Origin of the sequence: Pseudomonas sp. B14-6 (assembly GCF_013260315.1) — a bacterium.
GTDB lineage: Bacteria > Pseudomonadota > Gammaproteobacteria > Pseudomonadales > Pseudomonadaceae > Aquipseudomonas > Aquipseudomonas mandelii.
The window spans coordinates 3928052-3951194 of record NZ_CP053929.1 but is presented as its reverse complement, the minus strand read 5'-3'; the positions used below and the strand labels follow the sequence as shown (position 1 = coordinate 3951194).

The window sequence follows — 23143 nt, the reverse complement described above, 5'->3', positions numbered from 1 at the left end:
ACTCCTTTTACTCGGGCAGGGCGATCGGACCGATCTCGTTGAACACATCACCTGGACCCGGGTTCTCGGCGTGAGTTTCACCGCCGAAGTGTTTCATGATGCCCCAGACCGCGTTGAGCGAGGTCTGCACCGCGCCTTCAACCCACGCCGGCGTCCATGAAACGTCGTCGCCTGCGATGAAGATCCCGCGTTGCTCGGCCGGCATGTCGTCCTGCATGAAGTGCGCATACATCCGCTGGTTGTAGCGGTAGTGGCCGGGCAGGGCGCCCTTGAAAGCACCGAGGAAGTGCGGGTCGGCTTCCCATGACACGGTGATCGGATCGCCGATGATGCGCGCGGCAATGTCGACTTTCGGGTAGATCTTTTTCAATGCGTCCAACGCCAGCTTCACGCGTTTTTCCACCGGGTGCGGCAGCATTTTCAGTGCGTCGCTCATCCACGAGTACGACAGGCAAATCACCCCCGGCTTGTCGTCGCCGTTGTCGAAGAGGTAGGTGCCGCGGGTCAGGCGATCGGTGAGGGTCATGCTCATCAGGTCGCGGCCCGTTTCCGGATCCTTGTCCTTCCAGAATGGCCGGTCGACCATCACAAAGGTTTTCGACGATTGCATGTAGCGGGTGCGGTCGAGGGCCATCCACATCTTTTGCGAGAACAGGGTTTCGTCGCATTCGATCTGGGTGGTCAGCAGCCAGCTCTGGCAGGTGGTCAGTACCGCCGCGTATTCGCGGGTGTCGCCGTTGTTATCGGTGACCGCAAAACGGCCGTCCGGGGCGTGAGCGATTTTTTTAACCCCGGAGCGTGGCGCGCCTCTGTGCAGCGACTTGAGGCTGGTGCCTTCGGGCCAGTGCACGCAACGTTCCGGCACATGACGCCAGATGCCTTGCGGCACTTGTTCGACGCCGCCGACGACCAGATGTTGGTGATCGTCGCAGTTGGTCATCACGACGCGGAAGATTTCCAGCATCGAGTTCGGGAAGTCCGAATCCCAGCCGCCGGTACCGAAACCGACCTGGCCGAACACTTCGCGGTGATGGAATGAGAGCTTGGCGAAGGCTTCGGAGGTAGCGACGAAGTCGTAGAAGGTTCGGTCATCCCACAGCGGAACCAGGGTGTTCCACAGCTCTTTGAGGCGTGGCACATCGCGGTCGCGGATCGCTTGCTGGATATCGGCGAACTGCGAGCCAGCCTCCAGTGCATCTGCCCAAGCGTCAGCCACTTCCTGGAATAGTGCAGGAAGATCTGCCAGTTTCTGTGCGTAATGGGTTTTGCCTTCCAGGTCGATCACGGTGCTGCCAGAGGCTGGCGTCAGCGGATTGGGAAAGGGTTTGGTCTCGAGACCGAGCTTGTCGACATAGTGGTAAAACGCCGTGGACGACACCGGAAAGCGCATGCCGCCCAGTTCGGCGACGATGCCATCGGTCCCGTTGAACGCTTGGGAACGCAGACGGCCACCCATTTTCGAAGCTTCGTAGACGACGGGTTTGAGGCCCAGTTTCATCAGCTCATAAGCTGCCACCAGACCGGCGATACCTGCGCCAACAATCGCCACTTCGGCACCATGATTGTGTGCCGGAATGCTGCCCAGGCCGGCCGGGTGTTCGATCCAGTCGTCAAAGCCGAAAGGAAAGTCCGGGCCGAAAATGGTGACTGGTTTTTTACCGTCTGCAGGATGGCGATTGTTCTTGTTCATGACTGACCTTACTGGCGACCCGACGCGGAATGCGCATCTGAGTATAGGAAAAGATGGCAGCCATTCTAGAGAGCGTAGAACACGTTAATAAGACGCAATGTGTCGTCGTTCTGCTAATTTTTTGTCACTATGACGACAAACTACTACACATTGACCAATGTGGAAGCGAGCCTGCTCGCGATGAGGCCCTCGAGACGCTGCAAATCAAACCGGCTGCCCCCGATCAATCTTGCTGCTCAAGATGATCGAAGTCGTCGTCTTCTCCACCCCATCCACACTGCCAATCTGATCCAGCAACTGATCCAGCTGCTCCGGCGATTCCGTGCGAAGCCATGCCACGTAGTCAAACTCGCCACTCACCGCACACAACTGCTGCACCTGGGCCATGGCACTGAGCCGGCGCAGCACCTCCTTGCCCGAGCGCGGTTGCACCGTGATCCCGACATACGCCTGCAAGCCGCCATCCACCACCCGTTGACCCAGACGCACGCCGTAACCGGTGATGACTTTGGCCTTTTCCAGCCGTGCCAGACGTGAAGTCACCGTGGTCCGTGCGACCCCCAACTGGCGAGCGAGCATGGCCACGCTTTCACGGGCGTTGATCTGCAAGGCCGCGATCAGTTGGCGGTCGATTTCGTCAAGAACGGGCGGTCGGGTATCAGGCAAGGGTCGTCTCCGGCAACACAAATCAGTGGCTTGGCATGTTACAGCACGGTTGGTGAAGCGGAGGTCTGAGAACGTCAGATGGCGCGCGGAAGACAGGATGGACACCAGCCGTCAGTCATAGTCGAATGAGAAATCGAAGGATGCGAGGTGATAAAAATGACGAAGAACATGCCTCCCGCTGTCCGGGATCACGCAGTGCAGATTGCCCATCACGAAATGGGTCACTACGTCGTTGCCCGAGCCCTGGGATTTGAAACGGGTGATGTGAGCCTGACAGTGACCATGGATTTGAGGCATCAAGCGGGCGCTTCCATCACCTTGGCGCGTTCGATTACGACGATTGAGGCAATGAAGGAGCATCTGCAAGCCCGGATGATGGTGCTCTTTGCGGGCGCCATGGCGCAGTCATTGGCTTCAAAGCGTTCGCCCGGCAAACGCGTCGATAAGCCGAAAGCGGCCGCCATCCTGAGGGGAGAACTTGGGGCAGAACAGGACTACGCAAAAATCAGGGAGTTACGGCACTTGCTGCGCAACATCACCTACCCCGATACGGATCCGGCTTCGCCTGATCGCGTAACCGCCGAGCTGAAAGAGATTACGGATCGCCTGTGGTTACGGACTCAAACAATCGTTGAGCAGTTGGCCGATACGATTATTGGGTTGGGCGAGGCGTTGGTGGATGGCATGAGTATCGTGGAGCAATGGGGCAGGGCGGCGGATACGTATGAGGGCGTGTTGACGAGGGAGGGGCTTGAGCTGATGGGGGTGGTGCGGGCGATTCCGGCCTTGGGCGTTGAACAGCAGATCGGAGGCTTGTGACAATGCATCAACGATGGGGACGCCGGCGCGGACGTTAAACAACGCCTGATCCGAGCAGTAGATGAGTGGGGTGAAACCGATGGTTTTCAGGTCTGACGGTGCAGACGAATTGGTTTTGCTCATTGTTTCGCTCCTTAAAACGAGGAGCTGCCGCATTCGTTACCACACGAATGGGTGGCAGATGTACGCAGGGTGGTAAACCGGGAGAGCAAAGAAACCGGCAGACCCGAAGGTCTCCCACGCACAGCCGCCATAACTCAGGATTACAGGTGTAAAAACACATGAAACCGTGATGGGAGCACTGCTGCACTTTGTCTAGCCGGGTTACCACACCCGATCACTGCATTTGCAGCGACGTCCGGAGAGTATCCCGTCGAAGAGAACGCCAACAAGGCGGCAAAGTGCCCAAACGCACCCATTACGCAATTCTCGGAGTTTGCCTACAACCTTGGCAGACGTCATCCGATAACCTCACGTCAGCGCAAAATATAACCTAGACGGCAGACAGGAAAAACGCATGTCCCGCCGCGGAGCAGCGCACAGGACGCGACCCGAGCCCCGACAGGATGACTGATGCTACAAAATGACCGCAAAAATCTGGAGCTCGATAAGCTTCAAGTCGAAATCCGGAGATTCATTGCTGAAACCCGCAAGTTTATGGCGGAAGAAAGCAAGCTTAGGCAGGAGGCTTTTTGGTATCCGTTCGCAGTAGGCGCCGGTCTAGTGACCGCCGTTGTCGCCGCCGTCGGATTGTGGTCCAAGCTTTAAAATCCCTAACACACGGAAGCGACCAATGATCGGAGGTGCTTGAGTTTTACCGCTTGGCAGCCCACCTTATCTAACAAGGGTTAGCGCATTAGGCGTGACCCGTGATCCCTGCAGGAAGACGCAGTATGTCCACACCTCCTACGATTCAAGCCAGCATTGAACAGTTACACCGTGACGTGGCCGCCTTGGCCGAAGACATGCGTAGCCCATCCCCCATCGCGACCCGAGCAATCCTACTGCCGTTTGGACTCGGTGCCGCGCTGGCGCTCGTGACTATTGTTGCTGTTGCCTTGGTGGTTCGGCTGGTCTGATCTCTTAGGCCAAACGTTAGTCGCAGAAAAAAAGCCGCGCATTTGCGCGGCTTTCGTGTTTGGTGGGTCCACACGGAGGAATCGTGGACCAAAGGATTATGAGCAGGGCTGTATTGCTAGGGCAGAAACGAAAAAAGACGCCATAGGCGTCTTCTTCGATTTGGTAAAGCAGATCCGGACACCACTTGCGAACCGCGTTGCGCAGTTACGGCTTTCGCCGCTGGGAAGCGCTCAATCTCATCCGGTCAGTCGCTTCGATAGCACTATTGACGTGATTCGTTAAATCAAAAGAAAGCCGCGCATCAGCGCGGCTTTCTTGTTTGGTGGGCCCACACGGATTTGAACCGTGGACCAAAGGATTATGAGTTTCCAACTTAAATTGTGAACCTAGAGAAAGCTAGCAGTTTTTGAGTAAAGATGGCGAAAGGAAATAAAGTTAAAATCCTTCAAATACAGTAATTTAGAGAAATTTAGCGTAAGCAGTCGAAGCTACGCAGTGTACTTTAACTGTACCTGTGCCAAGGGGATTTGCTAGCTTCACGCTCAAGCCATGACCTTGACAGAAGCACGGTCGTAGTCAGTTCGACCGGGAGGAGTATGAGTCATCGAAGCTACCAGCGAAACACCTGTCAAAAGGCGTAGGGCGCAAATCTATCGGAATGCATCAGGGTTTCGTGTTCCTCGTCAGGATGGCCCCGACTTCGGTAAAAATGGAAAAAATAGAGTGAAAATATGAAGGACTCCGTTGCGTTCCAAACAAGGGCTCGGACCATCGACCATTTGGGGCGTGAGCAAATTGCCGATGTCCCTACAGCCGTAAGCGAGCTATGGAAAAATGCTTACGACGCTTACGCTCACGAGGTATCTCTGCACATTCACAGTGCTGAGATACCTATCGCGGTGATTATGGATGATGGTCATGGAATGACCAGGAAGCAATTTCTTGAAAAGTGGTTAGTAGTGGGGACGGAGTCTAAAGCTGGAAATGACTCTGTGCCGAAAGAGCTAAGGCAAGGATTACCAGAGCGGCCTAAGCAAGGTCAGAAAGGGATTGGGCGTTTGTCTGTAGCGGCATTAGGCTCCACTGCTTTAATAGTTTCTAAACAACTAGATAACTCGTTCGTGGCGTGCTTGATAGATTGGCGGCTTTTCGAAAATCCATATTTATTACTACAAGATGTAAAACTACCTATAGTCGAGTTTGATAGCGCCTCTGAGCTCGCAGCCTTAATTCCGGGTATGCAGGCATCAATAATCGAGAATTTGACTGGATCGGAATCTGATGACGAGAGGCGTAAGCGTTTAACGTCTGCCTGGAAAGAGTTTGATAATCTAATTCAGACCAGAGATTTAGTTGATGAGGCCCCTTCTGATCAGATAAGAACTGCAGCTGATATTAAAATAGATACGTCGGTCTATTTGAAAGAATGGGGTGTATGGGCCGAAACAAAACGGTCAGGGACTGCGATAATTATTTCTGAACTTAATTCGGCGCTATCAACGTGGGTTACAGAAGGACCTAATGATATATCGGATGAGTCGACGTCGGTTCGGGCGTCAATGATTAGGACGCTGTCTGGCTTCTCCGATCCTTATAAAAAAGACCAGGAAGTTCTAGACTATAGTGTTGTGGTGCACTCACGGGAGGGCAAAAACGTTGTAGTAGGCAGAGAGGAAGGATTCGGTCTGGAGTATCTGCAAAGTCTAGATCACAGTTTGATCGGTGAGATGGACGAGTATGGAATATTTCGCGGGCGAGTCATGGTTTTCGGAAGGAGCATCGGGAATGTGGAAATCGCTCCTTCCCATCCGATGCCTACAGCTTATAAAGATAAAGTCGGCTCATTTTCATTCTGTTTAGGAGCGTATGAACCGATCGCGCGCTCGAGTTCATTGTCAGAAGCAGTTCATGCCAAAGTTGCAGAACGGGCAGAAAGTCATTCAGGGCTTAACATTTATCGAGACGGCCTCAGAGTCATGCCCTATGGACGGCCTGAAAGTGACTTTTTTAAAATTGAAGAGCGTCGTCAGTTTCACGCTGGACGAGAGTTTTGGGCAAGTCGTAGGATTTTTGGACGTATCGCGATTACTCGTGCGGGAAATCCGAATCTTAGGGATAAAGCAGGCAGAGAGGGACTGATAGATAATGCAGCAAGTAGAGCAATCCAATCCCTTATAGTTGATTTATTAAAGGTAACTGCTCGTCGATATTTTGGTACGGATGCCCCTGTACGCAAAGATCTATTACCCGGAGTAGAAGCAGAGAATGATGCTGCTGCTAATAAGGCAAAGCTCGCTAGAAGCAGCCAGCTCGTAGGCTTTAGGAATTCTGTTAAGAAGCAACTTCCAGAACTTGCTTCGGCGGTTCAAAAGGTCGAAGAGTTAGCAAAAGACTTAGAGTTAATATTCGAGCAGCAAGATATTGATGCTCTGTGGCAGCTTTCGTCGCGTGTTAATGAATTGCAAAGCTTAAGATCGAATTTGAAGTTGCCTCCAAAGCCTAAAAACTTAGGCAAGTTTGAGGAGCGCTATAGAGAATACAGAGATCAGTTCGCGTTAATGGCGATGATCGTTGATGATGTCAAAGTGAAATGGGCGTCAGAAACGGAAAGGTTAAACGCGAAGCCAGCTATTGATGTCGCAAAATCTCGATTGGCAAGCAATCAAAGTGCGTTAAGTGATCAGCTTGCACGTTGGCGTCGGGGAATAACGGAGTTGTTGGTTCTCGAGCAGGCACGCATTAACAATAAAATTCAGGACGATCAAAAAGAATTTTATAAGGAAGTATCTCCACTGCTGTTCGATGTTGAGTCAGGAAGATCGCCGCTCGGATCGGTTTTAGCTGAAATGGATGAAGTTCGTGAAAAATTAACCAATAGGTTCTCCGATGTATACGAGCCCTATCACAGAAGTCTGCTGCAGCTATCAAATGGAATAGATTTAGATGGTGCTTTTGCTTATGCAGGTGCACGAAGTGAAACGCTTGAAAATCGGTTAGAACAGATTCAAAGTTTGGCGCAGGTTGGTATAAGTGTGGAGATATTGAGCCATGAATTACATGTCTTAGATCGTCGGCTCCAGACGAGTCTGGACAGATTTCCAGAAAGTATAAAGGGCACTAAAGAGTTTGCTGAGGCTAATTGGGCCAGGCAAGAGCTAGTAGAGCGTTTGAGATTTTTGTCTCAGATGCAGATATCTGGCAACGATATCCGCCAAAAAATTACTGGCGGGAGTATCGAAGAGTATCTTTTAGTGTTTTTTGGGTCAATATTTTTGGAAAGGAAAATTGAGTTAAAAGTATCTGCATCTTTTAGAGGGGCAGGGTTTTATGAGTTTCCATCAAGGATCTTCCCAGTATTCATAAATCTGATAAATAACTCTCTCTATTGGTTGCCAAACGACGGTGATAAAATAATACAGCTTGATGTTGTCGATGGATCTATAGTCGTAAGTGATACCGGGCCTGGAATTGATTCTGAAGATGTAGGGAATCTGTTTGAGCTTTTTTTTACTAGGCGCATTCGTGGTCGAGGGGTTGGATTGTATTTGTGCCGGCAAACTCTTGCTTCAGGAGGGCATTCGATAAAATACAGCAACGACAAACCTTGGAAGCTGCTACCTGGCGCAAACTTTGTAATTACCTTGCGGAATGGATTCGATGCCTAACATGTCGCCAGAATTATTGAAAGAAGCTTTCATTGATCCAATTCGTTTTGCTCTTGTTTTAGATGATGAATTTCCGACCTATGCCCAAATGTCTACTCAGGAAGGAACAACAAACTATGATTATGCCAAGGCTGGAAGCTTATTTAGTTTTTGCCGAAGTCGAGGATGGCTTTGTGATGTGGATAATGCCGTTGTTGTTGCAGAGACTTTTGAGCGTGATAAACATTTAAATCAGTCGGATTTGTTGGTTTTAGATTTTCATCTGGAGTCTAGTAAGCCGGAAGATCCTACAAAAGCCCTTGGTGTTCTTCAATCTCTTGCGTCCTCTAATCATTTTAATTTGGTGATTGTCTATACAGCGGCCACTCCGGCTGATGTTGCTAGAGATATTGCGTTCAGTCTCGGGGCTGGCTGTGTATTAACAGCTGAAAAAAGAGAGTTGGTAGAGGAGTTTTTTGATGATCTTGAGCCCGGAGACTTAAGGGAGGTTAAAGATGCATGTAACGTCGAGGTTGTTCAGAATTTTTTATGCTCGAAAAAACCTGGAGCGAGCTCGAGTAATCTCACGCGAATTCTATTAGACAAAAATATTGATCGGACGTTACTTCATAGCGCAGTGAATTATTTGTGTGAGGACTATCTGCTTGGTGTGCTTCCTCCGGAGGTATCAGGTGGACGGAGAATCGGTAGCAGGGTGGAGGTTAGCTTTGATGCTGATAGGCCTATGTGGGTGGCTGAGGGTAACTTATTTGCAGTTATAGTTAATAAGGTAGAGCCCGTAACGGTGCTAGTTGATCACTTGCAAAATGCTCTGGTTTCTTGGAATCCTTCACCACTAAGGGTTCTAATGGTACATGCGAGAGCTGCACTGGAAAAAGTTGGAACTAATGCTGATGCTAAAGTGCTAGATACCCCGCGTCGTCAGGCAGGTTGGTTGCTTAGAATTTTGTCGGCAACTAGCGATGAAGCACGAGCGCGTTATACTCAAGAGTTATATGGCAGGCTTTTTGAACGGCTGATCAGGTTGGTAGATGAGAGCGTAGTAGGTTTTGGTGTTCGATTGTTTCCGCCATCGGACGTTGCAGCGGTGCGATTGGCTTCCGACATGGCAGGAGCAGGGGGCACATCTGAAGAGCATATATATCATGCTCTGAATGAACATCTTTGTTCTGATAGTTATACTCAGGGTGTAATTACTACGGGTGTTGTTTTTAGAGCAAGCAAAGGGGATGTCACAAGTTATTGGTTATGTGCTTCGCCTGCTTGCGATTTAGTGCCTGGCCAAAACTCTTTAGGCTGGGATGGGGAGTTGCACCCTTATAGGCCAATAAATGCTGTGAGATTGACGCCAGTAAATGGCTTGCGAAAGCGGTTGGAAACAGCGACTCAGGGGCGAGACATTTTTGTATTTGTTGATGATGCCCCTCTTGTTTTAGAAGTGGCCGATGACGTAACAAGAAAGATGAAAATGGAGACATTGTTTTTGGCGGGCGATGGTGTAATTAACGCCTCAATGTTCTCTGGTTTTGTTATCGGGAAGGGAGAAGATAATAATCCTGCTATGCTTACTATGGATTTTGAATCTATTGCTCTATTGCGATCTGACTACGCCAACAAATTTTTAGCTGAGTCTGGGCATCAGCGATCAAGAATTGGTGTGGATTTTGTCAGCTTTCCAAAGAGGTAAATGGCTGAAGTGAGCTGGTTTTTAATCAGCTCACTCTATGAAATTTTATTATTTTAGTGCTTTAACTATTTTTTTGAGTATCACTTCGGCCAGAAGCACTGGGACTGCGTTTCCAATTTGCTCGCCGCCTGAAATCAAGCCACCACTAAAGACAAAGTTCTCAGGGAAGGTCTGCAATCGTGCAGCCTGTCTCAATGTTATTCCGTGATTGGCGGTAGGATGCACAAAGCGACCTTTCGATGGGTTAATACAAGCTGTCGTCATCGTAGGGCCAGGCTTTAATGGATCTATTCGACCGTAAACATCATTATGTCCCTTATAGCCTTCGTGGCATTTCAAGACTCGTCCAGAGTCAGAGCGACTTCCGCCATTTATAGGGGTTTTTTTGAACAGGTCGATTAATGCTTCGGAATGATTCATGTTGATATCATTCGGATCATTCTCTGGTGCAGGAAAAAATACTTCACTCGCGGGTTTCCACGACGGACGGCCCTTACGTATATCATCCGGTGTTGAGGGAGAAACATGCGTCTCCTTTGGAGGCCATTCAATATCGATGGGTCTTTTCTTGTCGACACCAAGTATGAATACACGTTTTCTATTTTGAGGGACGCCAAAGTCGCAAGCGTTCAGAACTATCGGGGGTATATTTCGTACTTTGCTTTTTTACCCATTTCATAGAACTGCTCTAAGTAGTCTGCATGTCTAGCCCACAATAAGCCTGGAACATTCTCTACTAGGAAAACACGAGGTCTAATTTTTTTTACATAATCAAAGTACCGGCAAAGCAGCATATTGCGAGGGTCGTCCACCCCACTGTCTTTGATTCGATGACTTGAGAAGCCTTGGCATGGCGGCCCCCCAATAATTATGTCACAAGCGCCAGGCTCCAAATTCCAGTGAGCCAGTGCTTCTGCTGGACTGATGGGCAAAATATCGCCATTTATGACAGGGACTGGAGAGCCGTCAGGACGAAAAATATTATTGGAGTATGTAAGCGCTGCTTTTTTATTCAGTTCTAGAGCGCCCGCTATGTCGACTCCTGCTCGGATTGCGCCCAACGAAAAACCACCTGCTCCTGAGAAAAGGTCGATACCTTTGATGGTTGGAGCTGGCAACAACGCTTGCTCGTGGGCACCATTTTCGGTCTGAGCGACGGGGATTCCCCGAGCGTCACTCCCCGGGTCGGCATTGAAGTCCTGCATCTCTATCCTAGGGTTTCAAAATCCGACCATTCTAGAGAACTGCTGGGAACGTGCAACGGATTCGGTGTCTGAGCGGCTAAACGGATGTCTGAAGTCTCGTAAATATGTAATGTTATGTGGTGGTCGTCTTGTGATGCTACCCATGGATCGAGCTTCCTATCCGCGTATGCCGTGCAATTATCTATGCTTGGCCCCACCTGCCACCTGCCTGATAGAGACGTTTTGAGAGGACGCCTATGATTTTCACAGTACACGCCAGAAGGGTTCTCAGTGACGTTGTGGCGGTCCGTGCGAAACTTGAGGATGAAGTCGGTCGGACAGAGTGGCGTCTTTATTGGGTGACAGCTGTGGTGCTGGTGCGAGCTGTCGGCCATGTGTTGACGAAGGTCGATGGTGCGGCAGTGACCGTAGTTCGCGACATAGCGAACGAGCTGCACCGCAGATGGAAAACTGACAATGACAATGACGCCATTTTTCGCGACTTCATTGAACAGGAGCGGAATAGCATCCTTAAGGAATATGAGTTCGGTATGTCGGAAGGGCCGATCCCTGTGTTGGCAAAAATGCAGAACTCAGTCACTGGCGAGTATTTCGAGCAACAAGCTCTGATCGGAGAGAACATTTATCGGCCGATGTGGAGTGGCCCCTATGAAGGGGAGGATGGCAGAACACTGTTAGATGAAGCTATCTCTTGGTGGACGACTCAGCTGGACCGTATCGACAAGGAGTCAGCTCTGAGACTACATGCGACTGGCCAATGTGGAAAAAGTGATTAACATCGCCTTGGAGCAGTTAGCTAGCCTCTTCCTACAGCTACGACATGACTAGACATCGGCTGCTGCGACATCGAATCCCAGCGATAGATCGCCAGTACCGGTGAAAAGCGGTGCCTATCGGTCTTGTTTTACTTGCCTTCGATAAACTCACTTAACCTGCTTGCCAGCATTTCACTGTTCTTTAATTCACATTGCCAGACGGTGAGTACTCTCCAACCGCTGGCCTCGAGCTCTGCGACGTTTTGTATGTCTCTCGCACGGTTCCGCTGGATTTTCTCCTCCCAGAACTCTACCCGCGTTTTTGGAAGCTTCCCCAAACGACACCCAAGATGGCCGTGCCAAAAGCAGCCATTCACGAAGATCACTTTCTTTCTACCAGGGAAGACAAGATCCGGGTGTCCTTGGAGTTTTTTGTCGTGCAGGCGATAACGGTAACCCATGCCAAACACCAAGCGCCTTACAACTAGCTCGGGTCTCGTATGCTTCGATTTCACACGACTCATTACCCAGCTTCGACGTTCGGATGAGAGTCTATCCATCGATCTGCTACCCCGTTAGAGCCCTTACGTCGCTCGAGATCTCAGCTTGTAGAGGCTACTCGAAATGCTTCTAGCGACCTTAATTTCTAGTAGCGACCACTGGGCTTCAATCCGTTACAACCCCGGCCGCTGCCTCGGCTGTCACTACCAGTTAGCCATAACTGGCGACAGAATCGCTGGCGCCGGCGCCGAGATTTGTCGCCAAGGTCGCGGGCTGATTTCGCCGATCGAACTTTCTAGGCTAGCGATGACATCTTGTAGTTGTCACTCAAGATCCCAGCGTTCCAAGCTGGCTCGGATAGCGGTGCTCACGACATGCGTGTGCCTGTCTATTATCGAGCGAAGCCCTTCTATTAATTCTGTCTGAATAGGATCGAGGTCACCTTCATTCAACTTTCTCGCGATCTGATTCAAATTTCGACCTATAGCGAGCAGCTGGTAATTGGATTCGCCCAATGCCTCGATTTCGCTCATACCGAACTGCGGTTCATTTGTCAGTCCAGCCCTAATTGCGTCGATGATCCAACGACGCTGTGAGCATCGTTCGACCTCGGCGCGCTCTGTAAGAGCCGCCTTTTCGGATGGTGTCAGCAGGATCTCAAAGCGCACCTTGGGTTCGGCTGGGGCGGCTTCGTGTTTCTGCTGATAAATCTTCGGCTGCGGGTTTGCGGCGGCCTTCGCCAACTGCTGCTCGATGGCTTCTTTGATAGCCACGCCGGGCTTTTTGCCGAGAGCCTTGCAGTAATCGGCCCATGGCGCTTTGAGCGCGCCCAAGTACACGTCCAGGTATTGGGCCGACTTCGACACCTTCGCTTTCTCCATGCGTGACTAACGCCCCCAAAGAGTGAGGCCCCGGCAGGGGCAATCTAAAACTACCGGGGTAGTTTACCGGCGGTTAGCCTATCCTGCACTAGTGCTCCACTGTCTTTCAAATTTGTTCATGAACAAGGAAATTCGTAGTGATGGCGTTGTGTGATACAGCTTTCCGGTGAAAGCCTATCCTGCGCTAGATCTCCACTCGCTTGAGTTCTTGTTCATGAACAAGCTTTTCTTGATTCGACGTGGAGGGCATCCGCAGGGGGGGAGGCGTCGTTTAGTGGGTTTTGTCTAGCGGGAAGAGCTGTTCTTGCACCAGATTTCCTCTGGTGGGCATGAGGCTCAAGATGTTCAAGCTTCGGTGGCCTGGCGCTGATCTCACTTTGATAGGGCAGAAGCATTCTCTTGCTGCGAGATCGCTAGAAATTCCTCCAGATCAATTTCGCCGCTGATGTAGCGCTCGCCGAGGCGTTTCATACCCTCAGTGACTTCAAGTCCAGACAGATTTACTGAGGCGTTGGCAAAGTCCACGATTTCCTTCCGTTTGCTCTGCTCGGACTCCGATATCTGGTGTTCCTTGCGCTGGTCAATCCCGGCTGAGGGGACAGCGTTGTCTTGCTGTTGAGTGGTTTTATGATTTTCTGAAGTCATGCTTTTTCCTGACGAGTTTTTGAGAAGTCTTGTTCATGAACAAGGAATTCAGGTTTGAAGCATTCCTGGTTGCGCGCAAGCACGCCTTGTAAACCACGAACGTGATGGAGGTACTCGCACATGTGAAAGCGTGCATTGATCAAAGTACCAAGGTTTTTGCTGAATGTGGTGTCAAGGGCGGCACCGGAAGCCGCATGCGGAGCGGAGCCGAAGGCGAGCACCGAACGGGTGAGGATGACGGGCGTAGCCGCACCCTTGACTCCACAGGAAGCGCTCAGCCTATCGCTAGGGGTAGGTCAAGGGCTCTGCCCGCCGTGCCTGCCCCGCAGCCAGTCCGGCAAGTTCGGACACGGGATGCAACCGAAGGGGTTGCCCAAGTGGAGCGCGGAGTTACCAGAGATCGTATTTCACTCGGTTCCATCGCATTGAGCCTTTCGGTGAAAACTCAGGTTTGACGTTTTGCAGCTCTTGGCGAGTCGATTAAGGCAAACGCTGAAATTGTCTTGTTTTTGCAGTTAAACGCTAAAATTCAATAAGTTAACGATTTATTAAAGTTGCCCATCCCCCGCCCTTCCCGCGAGCGGGAAGGGAGCGAGTCGCCCTCTGTCGTCAAGGGTGCAGGGGAGGCCTTCGGCCTTGATCCCCTGCACCCATGACGGAGCATTGGACGCTACTGCCGCGTCAAGGGGCCGAGTCCTCGCTGCTTCGCATCTGCGGGCCGCACCAACCCCTTGACCCGTCATACGCTATAGCCGTTGAAGGTACTCAACAAAAGACCCCGCCGAGCGAGGTCTGATGAGCGGCGCGTCAATGGCTACCGATTTACTTTGCCTCCTGTAGCGTCCCCCCAGTTTTTCCCCATGTTCTGCATGACGTGCTGTCGGTATGCTGGGTTCCAAGCCGTGTTGCCGGCCGCAAGGTGGTTCAAACGTCCAGCAGTGACCATTTGCCCTGACTGCATGTCGCGGCGCGTGGACTGACGGTTAAGCCCTTTGGTGATCGGTGAGGCGGCACCACTTGCGATTCCGCGTAGGGTGAGCCCAGCGCTGGATATGCCCCCTGCAAGACTGCCAGCAACGGCATTGGCTTGCTGCATCATGTAAAGCACGACGACTGTCACAACTAGAAGCTCCAGAAACGTGGATATCGGGTAATCGGCCGGGGTTGCCAAGATGTCAGCAGTTAACGAGGAGAAAAACTTGATCCCGAAGCTTAGGACTGTGACGACCAGCGCGATTTGCATGATGTAAGTGATGACCTGGGCGAACCAGCTATCGAACCACTTGGACGTGAACTGCCCAAACAACAGCATCATGATGAAGACTGGCCCGATTCCAAGCATGATCGACAGCATTCCCTTTGCGACGATGATCATTGCACCTGCTGGAACCGCAATGATGAGTGTCGCTGCGTATACGATCACGGCGTTTAACAAATCAAAAAACATCATTCCGATTTCGTTCCATTGACGAGCTCCCATCCTCGATATCATGTCGGCTCCTATTGCCCAGCCATCGGACATAGCTTTATCAACCACCTGAAAAACAGACGTTGAGGCGGTTGAGTCGCCAGTGGCTGAAAAAGCAGAGGCAACCCCGGTCTCTAGGCCGCGCATTGCCTCAACTACCCACGACATGTACGTCCCGGCATTCATTGCCAATCCGCTAATAAGCAGGAATTTGCCGCACGTCTTTAAAAAATGGGACGCTGGTTGCTCAATCGTACCGGTGATCATCATGTAACCCATCATGGTCAGATACAGCGTTCCGCCGAGCGTTACGGTCAGCGTGAAGTCATCAATGACGTGGCTAGATGTGAGGCGGATGAAGGTTTGGAGGGTTTGATCCATGCTCCCGCCAATCCATTCAAAGATTCCCGTTCTGGTGGTCATCCTATTTTTCCTGCGAAGAAAAATTGATTGGCTCGCGCTGTTTGTAGCCGCGGTTCCCTAAGATTATTGAGTTCGCTGCCGCCGATGCATTGATGCAATTCGGGGTGGCAGAGAACTCGCCGGGGTTGGCTTTGCACCTCTCCAACATCGCCAAGCGCTCTGTTGTGTTGGCCTTGTACCAATCGGCGGTTTGAACGGGTTCTTGTTCGTTGCAGCCAGCAAGGAGCGACGCCGCAATCAGCAGAAAAGTCGATAGGCTTTTCATTTGCGCACCTCGCGTTGGTTGGCGTTGATGATCCGTTCAGCGCTTGCCGCTTTCGCTTCGGTCTGTTGGATGAAGTGCATTGCGTAGGCGAGCTCCGCCGCTTCAATGATTCGTAGTGCTGCGACTGTGCGAAGGGCGCTTTCTCTCGTTCCCGACCAGCTACCTGCCAGGCGATCAAGAGTGTTCTGCAGGATGCCCAAACAGGTGCACACGCAACCAATCGATAGGAGGACGCAAAAGAGGGGAGGGATGGGAGCCGCCTGACGCGGCATTGTTATTTCAAACCAATCCATGACTGCCATCGCAAAAGGCACCATCGCAAATACAGCGGCCAAAATATCGCGCTGGACCAGCGATGGTGCGCGTCGAGACACCTCTTTCATGTGACCCATACGATCAACGCAAACCCAGAATCGGTGCATGAAAATGAGAAGAAAAGAGCAGAAGGCTAGAATCGGAAGGTGGATGTAGGAAATCATTGTGTCGCTCCTTTTAGGTGTAGGGCGAACGCAGGCTGTCTTTCCAGCTTGTCCGGCGACTCTTTTTATCGAGCTACTGTTCCCGCCAGTCAGGGCTTATTTAAGGCCCGTATCCAGTACACCTTGGTGGCGTCCTTGGGATGTGGTCTATCGGCGCGTCTTTCCGCTGCTTGTCTGGTGGCTCTTTCTATCGAGCTACTGTTCCCACCTGTCAGGGACTTTCTTTTCAGTCCCAGCACCCAGTACGCCGAAGCATTCTTAGGGTATTAAATTTACTGCGTTCAATAATCTTGATGAGTCGGCTTCTCCTTTACAGCGTAGAGCTTATGACCAGTATTTGCGGTCTATCATTATTTTGTCTGATATGTAGGGGATATTGGCAAGCTCATCCAGTGCCATCTCGACAGTTCTAAACCAATATGGATGGTTTTGCTCATCCGTTACTGGATGTTCGATTGTGCCGTCCGATACAGTCAGGGCGAAGCCTTTTGCATAATGCGCGAGCAAAATGACCTGGATGCTGCCTGAGTGCTCCAAGCTGTCGCAATAGTTTTCAAGTTCCTTGAATTGTAGCTGCATTGTCGTGACTCCGTTGTTTAATTGATTAGCATCTTTCTTTTTAAAATTGCTATTGCTTCTTGTCCAACTTCGCCGTTTTGCGATCTTTTTGCTGCAATGGTCATTGCGCCACTGCTAGGTTGAAGTTTTCCCTGATGGTAAATTTTTAAAAGTCCGTGAAATAATTGAGTAATGGTTGTTTTTACTTTTTTGGAAGCAATTGCAGCCGCCATCTCGTCTAGCAATTTCTGCGCGTCTGCATTTGAAACCTGTAACAGAGCTTCAGCTATTGATGCCTGCTCCGCCTGAGACATTTCACGAGGGAATATCAGGGTGTTGCCGCTTTGGCTTTGAGAACGGTCTGTTGTTGTAGTGTTATTTTTATAGTTATTGTTAGGGTTATAGTTACCAGCCCCCTAGGTATATGGGATAGATAGGGTATCGGAACCCTATTTTCGTAGCGTTGGTCGTCTGGATTTCCTCGTCGACTAGCCTCGGTTACAGGGCAGTTGGAAGCTGTGGTGTTTTCTCCATTGATCTGAGATGCATAGTCATCCGCTGGTCTGCCTATGGGCCGCCGATGGGGTATCGATACCCCATCGGTAGCGTCAAAGATGGGGCTATCTTCCTTGTCGCCGCTTTGACCCGACGCTTGGAATTCGCGGATTAGCATTTCACGATACTCGTCGGAGTCCTGCAGTCTTTCCACTATGTCGCCCAGGTAGTCAGATATCCAGTGCGCAGGCATTTCTCTGATTTGCTTGATGGACTTTTGACGTAGCGTGGGTGCTAGAGCCATTTTAGGGGAGTTATGCTCCCACCAAATACGAACCCACACAAAGCTGGTTTCCGCGTCGTACTTTATGAATCCGGAGTCACAGAGGCGTTTCAGTACCGGCATGAATTGAGACTCCGTGTCCCACCCCATCTCCGCCGCGGCAATCCTTGGAACGATAGAGTAACTACCAATAATGTTGCTAGACGTGCATGTTAAAAGATAGACGAGAGTTGCTCGGTCCTCTTGAGTGCGCCCAGCCATTTTGGGCGAGTTCCAAAATTTCTTGTCGTTGATCGTTCGTTGCCGACCCATAGTAAATCTCCCTCAGGTCAGTATTATTGAACGTGTTCTTCATCTTTTGGCGCTTCAAGCTGTAGTGCCACATTGACTTGCTGCGTACGGAAGTAGATGCGGCGGCCGATCCGTATCATGGTGGGTTTAAGTTTTCTCGATAGGTCGGTGTCCGAGTAGAGTGAAACCCTAACGCTGTCTGTTGGGCGTCCGAGCAACTCGGCTATATCAGACAGTCGCATTAGTGCGCCAAATTTTTCAACCAAATACGCTTCAGCATTCATCATGGTTTCACCTGTGTTGATGCGGATTGAGTAACGCTCGGTAATCTGCATATGTGTGGAGTAGTTAGACGATTATGAGCGTAAGTTGGTTGCTGTCAAACTTGGTGGTGACACGAATTGTCCAGGATAGATAGCTTTGGTATTCGGTGCGTCACCATATAGCTACCAGCATGGTATATCTTGGTTTTTTGTAATTGCGAAAACTCCCGGTAGATCAAGGGCTTTTAGTTAGTTTCATCTTTTTTAGTAAAAAATGGTTTTTTTTATGCTCACACTGCTCAGAAAGGATCGGAGCAGTGCGGTTTCTTAGTGGCTTGTTTCTGTAAAATCTAAACCGGCAGTGGATCTAGGTCGCGCAGTGGGCCTTCAATAAATCAACCTCCGAAATATGGCACATCACAGGTATCCGCTTTGCTCCGGCAAAATACAGATATCGCGTGCGATGGCGACCGTTTGTGTAAGCGATGTATTTCAGACGGTGAACGACGGCCTTTTTAAAAAAACGCCATTTTCGTTCGTATTGAACGACATCTCGCTCGTTGAATGAGATGACTGGCATTTCGACGGGCTGCTCCCGTGGCCCAGATGGTGCCAAAAAATTAAAAATCCCTTCTCGCTTGCCGGGTTGCCAATCTTCTACTGGTGCGAGTACATAGCCCCGTATGTCCTGGTTGGAGTAGTAGATCAGCTTTTCTGCATCAACCTCTACCACCTCGTAGTTTACGTAGCCAGGCCTGCGGCGGAGGGCGACGCTTTGGTAGTTAGGATGGTCTATGCCCAACTGCACGTGGAATAGTTCGTCGTCTTGCGACATTGTTGTTCCCTTATCTAATTCTGGTTGCAGCAGGGAGTGTGCAAGTGAGCGAAATGGCTGACAAGGTAGAGGTTCTGTCCCTTGAGGTCTCTGATCGGATGATGGGAGCCTCACGGGCGTTGTGCACCATCAAGTTCTCGATGGATATGAGCTCCCGGTATTATTTTGAGCAGGAGTATCAAAACGACTGGATGGACAGTAGTGGTACCTGCGCTTTTTGGGGGCATTCATTTCTACGCATTGTGGTGCCTTTTCTCGACTGGGAGGAATCGCAGTCGGCGCGATTCAAAGCCCTTGTTGATCCTCGCTATGTCCTTGGCGCGAGCATCAAGGGGAAGCCTAAAGACGTTCCTGAAAAGGAGATAGCGGATAGGATTGAGAGCTACTCGACGAACTTTACATGGTCCAACAAGGCTCTTTACACCTGGTACAAGCCCTTGGGCATATTGACCGCGCATGAAGGTAAGCATCGTGTTGCGTTCATGCGTACGCATGGGAATAAACCGATTGCTGCCTGGGTTGATGAGCAGAATTATCCTGCTGCCAAACGAATTCAGCTCATAGAGCCAGCAAGGCGGCAGGATGAGTGGTTAGCTCTGCTAGACGGGCGATACCTGCAAGTACTCCAGCGACCCTATACTTCGGTAGCACTGTTGCGGGAATACGGTGTGGCATCCTTCCGATGGCATCAACTGACGGCCCTTCCGTCTGAAGACTTGGTGAGAGACACCGTTTACCAACGTCGACTGCACAAAATACAGGAAACGATTAGAGAGACTGATCGAACCCTGGATCTAAGTGAGCTTATTGATTTGGTTCCGGCACCTGTACCTGAGAATAAAAGCATCCGTCTCAACCTTTTGATGCTGGATAATCTAAGGTTCGAAGCACTTCGATATGCTCGATGGCCAAGTAGCCTGTTGGCTCTGTGTTTGGCTGCCAAGCTAGTCGACAGTATATTGGAGCTCCCCGGGTTTGCTGATGCTGCAAACGGGTTACTTTGTGCGGTTTTCGCTATGGCATTCGCGCCTATGTTGATGGAGTGGAGGCGACAGAAATCAACTTAGCCAGCTAGCTTTCGGTGACACGATCTGCTGTGACAGAAGTGTGAACTGGTACGGTTCGGAAAAGTTCAGATCAGCGATTTTAGACACAAAAAAAGCCGCCTTTTTATAGGCGGCTCTGCACACATTTTACGTTTACAGTGCGCATCTGCATAGACTTGACCACCCATTTGCATTGCCACTGACCAGTCAATTGCATCCGTGGCGACTAACCGGTTGCATTCGACTTTACCAACACACGCCGCAGCGACGACCGGCAGAGAACGGCCGATTCTGTTGAAAAAGTCGGATTTTCAGATCGCCTGAACTCAGGCACGACCACCACCGGAGAACCGACTCACCACATTGAGTGGTTTTTCGGCCCTTCGGTGACCTTTGCTGCTCTGTTATTGGGTTAATTTGAGGTTTTTTGCTTGGTGCAGGCGCACCTATCCCGTGACTGGTGGCCCTTGAGATGAAAATTTGGCCAGCCGTCGCAGGTTCTGCACCGCAGCGGCCAGCGTGAATTCATCCGTCGCGCCACTCATGCCACGTAGCCGCAGGCGATCCAATTTCAGGATGCGCTTGAGGTGGGCAAACAACATTTCGACCTTTTTACGTTCGTGGCGAGAGCGCTGATATACCGGCGTTGCTGCAATGCGCCGAGCCACATCGCGAGCGGCTTCATGGACGCTGCGAGCGATCTTGCGGAACGCTGTGTTCGGGCAGCACTTGGCTTTCATCGGACACGTAGCGCAGTCGGTCTGCCGGGATCGGAAGATAATGGTGTTGGCTTTGGTGACGTGTGAACGCTCATTCTTGAAGGCTCGCCATTCGCTGCGCAATGGGTTGCCGGCCGGGCAGCGGTATTCCTCAGCCTCTTCATTCCAGTGGAAATCGTTGCTCGAAAAACTGTCGTTCTTGCGCTCGGTTTTGTCCCACACCGGCACATGCGGCTCGATGTCTTTTTCCTCCACCATCCAGGCCAGCATCGGCGCTGTACCGTAAGCAGTATCGCCAATGAGGCGCTCCGGCTTGATGTCGAACTGCGCTTCGACCCGTTCGATCATCGTCTTGGTGCTCTCGACTTCTGCGGTTCGATGAGCCGGTGTGGGTTCCACATCCATGATCACGCCGTGCTCGGTATCGATCAGATAATTCGTGGAGTAAGCGTAGAAAGCTGGGCCTCCTGGAGCAGCGGTCCAGCGGGCTTGAGGATCCGTCAGCGACAGGCGCTTCGGCAGCGTTTCGGCCAAAGCCTCTTCATCAAGTGCCTCAAGGTACTCACGCACGGCGCGGGTGCTCAGAACCGGATCGCTCCAGTTGACCGGTTCACCACCCGGTACGCCGCGCTGCCGACTCGCATCCGCTTTGATAATGCTGGCGTCCACGGCAAAGCCTTCGCCCTTGACCAGACCGGCGTCCATGCAGCGACGCAGCACTTCATTGAACAACCAGCGAAACAGATCACTGTCCCGAAAACGGCCGTGTCGATTTTTGGAAAAGGTCGAGTGGTTGGGGACTTCATCTTCAAGGCTCAACCGGCAGAACCAGCGATACGCCAGGTTCAAATGGGCCTCTTCGCACAACCGCCGTTCGGAGCGGATGCCATAGCAGTAGCCGACGATCAGCATGCGGATCATCAGTTCAGGATCAATCGACGGACGCCCAATCGGGCTATAGAAATCGGCGAGGTAATGGCGCAGGTCGCTCAGATCAAGACACCGATCAATGCTGCGCAGAAGGTGAGTGGCTGGAATGTGATCTTCAAGGTTGAACGAGTAAAACAGCCGCTCCTGCCCACTCGATAACTGTCCCATCATGTTGCGTGCTTCCCTGCTGGCCAATGCGGAGATTTTGCCGGAGGCCAGCCAGGGGAGCTACTTTTTCAACAGAATCGGCCAGAAGCAGTCACTGAGTATTTACAAATTCAGGGGCGGTTCACCTATGTGGCGGCAGTGGCCAAGTATATTTACGATGGTAGCCTGCAAGCAGCCGCCTTCACCCTTTGGTCTGTTCGCCTTGGGTCGATAGGGGGGCGACGATCTCAATTTCCGTCACCGGTACGCCATGATCGGAGCGTAGAGAGGGCAACCACATTCGCTTCCCGTCGATTATGATCGACGGGCGATCATTTTCGACCACCCACTTTTTGTCGAGCAGATGATCATTGAAAATACGGGTATTGGCGACTATAGCAAGCCGCTGCGGGAACTGGCGCACGAACTCTTGGCTGACGAATATGTGGTCGAGCAATTCATGGCGACCATTATAGATGTGGGTGTAGCTGACATCGCGATAGCTGAGGGCCTCCTGCAGGTCGTGCACACTATAGAGCTGAATGTCCCAATCTCTGCGCCTGATCTCCGGCCGAAGAAACTGAGCTGGCTCTTCGCCGGCGACTGTCTGTGTAGTCACGGAGCTCACATCGTCGTTTAGATCACCGAACAGGATGAGTGGCTCGCCTACCTCACCATCCAGGTTGTCGAGGATATTGACGACGATGGCGCGAAGCGCAACCGCTTCCATACTACGCACAATCAGCGAACGAATGCGTCCAAGCGCCTGCACCACTGGATCCGCCGGGTTCTCACCTTCAAGAAACTTCGGCCGCTTGGACTTCAGATGCGCAACGAGAACGGTAGCATTGACGCCACCCGGCAGAGTGACTCGCGCTTTCAAGATTGGTCGCTCGAAACGATGAACGTTTAGCTTCGTCTCCGATTTGACGACCCCATTAAGCTCCAACGGAATCGTGAGATTCACGGTAGCCGGAAAATCAGTGATAGCTTCGGCGGAAAGCACGGGGAATCTGCTCGCCAATGCGAGGTTCGGTCCTGACGCCTCCATCCCGCCAGCTGCGCGCGGCCTAATGTTCTCGCCCGCCTCTATTCCGGGCGCCACGATCATAGCGCCGTTCAGATGACGTGAAGCCGCGACAGCGGACTTAATAGCCTCATAGCTGAATACCTCCTGAAAGCCCACGAGATCGGCGCGCGCTTCGTCTAGAATCGAGCCGATCCATCTGATCTTCTGATCAAACAGCGCGCCGTCATATGGCGCGGAATCATCTCTGCCGGTGTAGTAGACGCCGGGATGCAGGAGATTTTCGACATTGAAGCTTGCGACCCGGTAGCTTTTCATGA

Annotated in this window: 22 protein-coding genes and 1 pseudogene; 6 read left to right on the top strand and 17 right to left on the bottom strand. The window is 51.3% G+C overall.

Annotated elements, in window-relative coordinates; translation table 11 throughout:
• Window positions 1-7: 7 nt before the first annotated feature.
• Both HP062_RS18165 and HP062_RS18160 read right to left on the bottom strand, forming a co-directional pair.
• Window positions 8-1690 carry an NAD(P)/FAD-dependent oxidoreductase gene (locus tag HP062_RS18165; RefSeq protein WP_010467144.1) on the bottom strand — a complete coding sequence of 561 codons (1683 nt, stop codon included), beginning with the start codon at window positions 1688-1690 and terminating at the stop codon, window positions 8-10.
• A gap of 204 nt (window positions 1691-1894) precedes the next feature.
• Entirely contained in the window at window positions 1895-2356 is a 462-nt protein-coding gene (locus HP062_RS18160; RefSeq protein ID WP_010467145.1) for an Lrp/AsnC family transcriptional regulator, read from the bottom strand.
• A gap of 156 nt (window positions 2357-2512) precedes the next feature.
• On the opposite strand from HP062_RS18160, the gene HP062_RS31160 reads away from it, so the two are divergent.
• On the top strand, window positions 2513-3175 hold the full coding sequence (locus HP062_RS31160; protein WP_256665841.1) for a peptidase M41: 663 nt from the start codon (window positions 2513-2515) through the stop codon (window positions 3173-3175).
• On the opposite strand, the pseudogene HP062_RS31155 reads toward HP062_RS31160, so the two are convergent.
• Window positions 3143-3298, bottom strand: a pseudogene (locus tag HP062_RS31155) (DUF3077 domain-containing protein); the annotation flags it as partial. The gene HP062_RS31160 and the pseudogene HP062_RS31155 sit on opposite strands and share 33 nt — an antisense overlap.
• Window positions 3299-3748: 450 nt before the next feature.
• Here HP062_RS31155 and HP062_RS18150 point away from each other — a divergent pair.
• The 3 genes from HP062_RS18150 (at window position 3749) to HP062_RS18140 (ending at window position 9607) form a co-directional block, all read left to right on the top strand.
• Window positions 3749-3943, top strand: coding sequence for a hypothetical protein (locus HP062_RS18150; protein WP_109635340.1), 195 nt, complete (start codon window positions 3749-3751; stop codon window positions 3941-3943).
• A gap of 1043 nt (window positions 3944-4986) precedes the next feature.
• A complete protein-coding gene (locus HP062_RS18145) occupies window positions 4987-7920 on the top strand; it encodes an ATP-binding protein (protein ID WP_172791827.1) in 2934 nt (977 codons plus the stop codon).
• Window positions 7913-9607 carry a response regulator receiver domain gene (locus HP062_RS18140; RefSeq protein ID WP_172791826.1) on the top strand — a complete coding sequence of 565 codons (1695 nt, stop codon included), beginning with the start codon at window positions 7913-7915 and terminating at the stop codon, window positions 9605-9607. The genes HP062_RS18145 and HP062_RS18140 overlap by 8 nt, the downstream gene beginning before the upstream one ends.
• A gap of 48 nt (window positions 9608-9655) precedes the next feature.
• Here HP062_RS18140 and HP062_RS31150 read toward each other — a convergent pair whose 3' ends face one another.
• Both HP062_RS31150 and HP062_RS31145 read right to left on the bottom strand, forming a co-directional pair.
• Window positions 9656-10192: a DNA cytosine methyltransferase gene (locus HP062_RS31150; RefSeq protein ID WP_256666183.1), complete on the bottom strand. Its 537-nt coding sequence runs from the start codon at window positions 10190-10192 to the stop codon at window positions 9656-9658.
• 50 nt (window positions 10193-10242) lie between these two features.
• Window positions 10243-10812: a DNA cytosine methyltransferase gene (locus HP062_RS31145; protein WP_256665840.1), complete on the bottom strand. Its 570-nt coding sequence runs from the start codon at window positions 10810-10812 to the stop codon at window positions 10243-10245.
• 236 nt (window positions 10813-11048) lie between these two features.
• Between HP062_RS31145 and HP062_RS18130 the strand changes: the two genes are divergently transcribed.
• Window positions 11049-11588 carry a hypothetical protein gene (locus tag HP062_RS18130; protein WP_172791825.1) on the top strand — a complete coding sequence of 180 codons (540 nt, stop codon included), beginning with the start codon at window positions 11049-11051 and terminating at the stop codon, window positions 11586-11588.
• Window positions 11589-11716: 128 nt separating this feature from the next.
• Here HP062_RS18130 and HP062_RS18125 read toward each other — a convergent pair whose 3' ends face one another.
• The 10 genes from HP062_RS18125 to HP062_RS18080 form a co-directional block, all read right to left on the bottom strand.
• Window positions 11717-12091, bottom strand: a complete 375-nt coding sequence (locus HP062_RS18125; protein ID WP_256665839.1) for a very short patch repair endonuclease — start codon at window positions 12089-12091, stop codon at window positions 11717-11719.
• 300 nt (window positions 12092-12391) lie between these two features.
• Window positions 12392-12949, bottom strand: a complete 558-nt coding sequence (locus HP062_RS18120) for a plasmid mobilization relaxosome protein MobC (protein WP_172791823.1) — start codon at window positions 12947-12949, stop codon at window positions 12392-12394.
• Window positions 12950-13321: 372 nt separating this feature from the next.
• Window positions 13322-13594: an antitoxin VbhA family protein gene (locus HP062_RS18115; RefSeq protein ID WP_172791822.1), complete on the bottom strand. Its 273-nt coding sequence runs from the start codon at window positions 13592-13594 to the stop codon at window positions 13322-13324.
• An 814-nt stretch (window positions 13595-14408) separates the two neighbouring features.
• On the bottom strand, window positions 14409-15485 hold the full coding sequence (locus tag HP062_RS18110) for a type IV secretion system protein (RefSeq protein WP_172791821.1): 1077 nt from the start codon (window positions 15483-15485) through the stop codon (window positions 14409-14411).
• A gap of 1 nt (window position 15486) precedes the next feature.
• Complete coding sequence (locus tag HP062_RS18105) at window positions 15487-15750, bottom strand: EexN family lipoprotein (protein WP_172791820.1); 264 nt, start codon at window positions 15748-15750, stop codon at window positions 15487-15489.
• Window positions 15747-16229: a hypothetical protein gene (locus HP062_RS18100; RefSeq protein ID WP_172791819.1), complete on the bottom strand. Its 483-nt coding sequence runs from the start codon at window positions 16227-16229 to the stop codon at window positions 15747-15749. Before HP062_RS18100 ends, HP062_RS18105 begins: the two co-directional genes overlap by 4 nt.
• 324 nt (window positions 16230-16553) lie before the next feature.
• Window positions 16554-16808 carry a hypothetical protein gene (locus HP062_RS18095; RefSeq protein ID WP_172791818.1) on the bottom strand — a complete coding sequence of 85 codons (255 nt, stop codon included), beginning with the start codon at window positions 16806-16808 and terminating at the stop codon, window positions 16554-16556.
• Between the two features lie 17 nt (window positions 16809-16825).
• Window positions 16826-17101, bottom strand: coding sequence for a hypothetical protein (locus tag HP062_RS18090; RefSeq protein WP_172791817.1), 276 nt, complete (start codon window positions 17099-17101; stop codon window positions 16826-16828).
• A 799-nt stretch (window positions 17102-17900) separates the two neighbouring features.
• Window positions 17901-18143 (bottom strand): plasmid-related protein, encoded by a 243-nt coding sequence (locus tag HP062_RS18085; RefSeq protein WP_306163352.1) that lies wholly within the window; start codon window positions 18141-18143, stop codon window positions 17901-17903.
• Window positions 18144-18486: 343 nt separating this feature from the next.
• Window positions 18487-18954: a hypothetical protein gene (locus HP062_RS18080; RefSeq protein ID WP_172791816.1), complete on the bottom strand. Its 468-nt coding sequence runs from the start codon at window positions 18952-18954 to the stop codon at window positions 18487-18489.
• Window positions 18955-18998: 44 nt separating this feature from the next.
• On the opposite strand from HP062_RS18080, the gene HP062_RS18075 reads away from it, so the two are divergent.
• Window positions 18999-20021: a hypothetical protein gene (locus HP062_RS18075; RefSeq protein WP_172791815.1), complete on the top strand. Its 1023-nt coding sequence runs from the start codon at window positions 18999-19001 to the stop codon at window positions 20019-20021.
• A gap of 425 nt (window positions 20022-20446) precedes the next feature.
• Here the strand turns inward: HP062_RS18075 and HP062_RS18070 are convergent, their stop codons facing one another.
• Entirely contained in the window at window positions 20447-21820 is a 1374-nt protein-coding gene (locus HP062_RS18070; RefSeq protein WP_172791814.1) for a transposase, read from the bottom strand.
• A 178-nt stretch (window positions 21821-21998) separates the two neighbouring features.
• Window positions 21999-23141, bottom strand: coding sequence for an endonuclease/exonuclease/phosphatase family protein (locus tag HP062_RS18065; protein ID WP_218585107.1), 1143 nt, complete (start codon window positions 23139-23141; stop codon window positions 21999-22001).
• Between the last annotated feature and the right edge of the window lie 2 nt (window positions 23142-23143).

Excerpts from the sequence above, each read along its gene's own strand:
- HP062_RS18115 (WP_172791822.1), bottom strand. The coding sequence starts at position 13,594 with ATGACTTCAGAAAATCATAAAACCACTCAACAGCAAGACAACGCTGTC.
- HP062_RS18065 (WP_218585107.1), bottom strand. The coding sequence starts at position 23,141 with ATGAAAAGCTACCGGGTCGCAAGCTTCAATGTCGAAAATCTCCTGCAT.
- HP062_RS18090 (WP_172791817.1), bottom strand. The coding sequence starts at position 17,101 with ATGTCTCAGGCGGAGCAGGCATCAATAGCTGAAGCTCTGTTACAGGTT.
- HP062_RS18150 (WP_109635340.1), top strand. The coding sequence starts at position 3,749 with ATGCTACAAAATGACCGCAAAAATCTGGAGCTCGATAAGCTTCAAGTC.
- HP062_RS18095 (WP_172791818.1), bottom strand. The coding sequence starts at position 16,808 with ATGCAGCTACAATTCAAGGAACTTGAAAACTATTGCGACAGCTTGGAG.
- HP062_RS18120 (WP_172791823.1), bottom strand. The coding sequence starts at position 12,949 with ATGGAGAAAGCGAAGGTGTCGAAGTCGGCCCAATACCTGGACGTGTAC.
- HP062_RS18130 (WP_172791825.1), top strand. The coding sequence starts at position 11,049 with ATGATTTTCACAGTACACGCCAGAAGGGTTCTCAGTGACGTTGTGGCG.
- HP062_RS18110 (WP_172791821.1), bottom strand. The coding sequence starts at position 15,485 with ATGACCACCAGAACGGGAATCTTTGAATGGATTGGCGGGAGCATGGAT.
- HP062_RS31160 (WP_256665841.1), top strand. The coding sequence starts at position 2,513 with ATGACGAAGAACATGCCTCCCGCTGTCCGGGATCACGCAGTGCAGATT.
- HP062_RS31145 (WP_256665840.1), bottom strand. The coding sequence starts at position 10,812 with ATGCAGGACTTCAATGCCGACCCGGGGAGTGACGCTCGGGGAATCCCC.
- HP062_RS18140 (WP_172791826.1), top strand. The coding sequence starts at position 7,913 with ATGCCTAACATGTCGCCAGAATTATTGAAAGAAGCTTTCATTGATCCA.
- HP062_RS18125 (WP_256665839.1), bottom strand. The coding sequence starts at position 12,091 with ATGAGTCGTGTGAAATCGAAGCATACGAGACCCGAGCTAGTTGTAAGG.
- HP062_RS18165 (WP_010467144.1), bottom strand. The coding sequence starts at position 1,690 with ATGAACAAGAACAATCGCCATCCTGCAGACGGTAAAAAACCAGTCACC.
- HP062_RS18145 (WP_172791827.1), top strand. The coding sequence starts at position 4,987 with ATGAAGGACTCCGTTGCGTTCCAAACAAGGGCTCGGACCATCGACCAT.
- HP062_RS18080 (WP_172791816.1), bottom strand. The coding sequence starts at position 18,954 with ATGTCGCAAGACGACGAACTATTCCACGTGCAGTTGGGCATAGACCAT.
- HP062_RS18085 (WP_306163352.1), bottom strand. The coding sequence starts at position 18,143 with ATGATGAATGCTGAAGCGTATTTGGTTGAAAAATTTGGCGCACTAATG.
- HP062_RS18100 (WP_172791819.1), bottom strand. The coding sequence starts at position 16,229 with ATGATTTCCTACATCCACCTTCCGATTCTAGCCTTCTGCTCTTTTCTT.
- HP062_RS18105 (WP_172791820.1), bottom strand. The coding sequence starts at position 15,750 with ATGAAAAGCCTATCGACTTTTCTGCTGATTGCGGCGTCGCTCCTTGCT.
- HP062_RS18070 (WP_172791814.1), bottom strand. The coding sequence starts at position 21,820 with ATGATGGGACAGTTATCGAGTGGGCAGGAGCGGCTGTTTTACTCGTTC.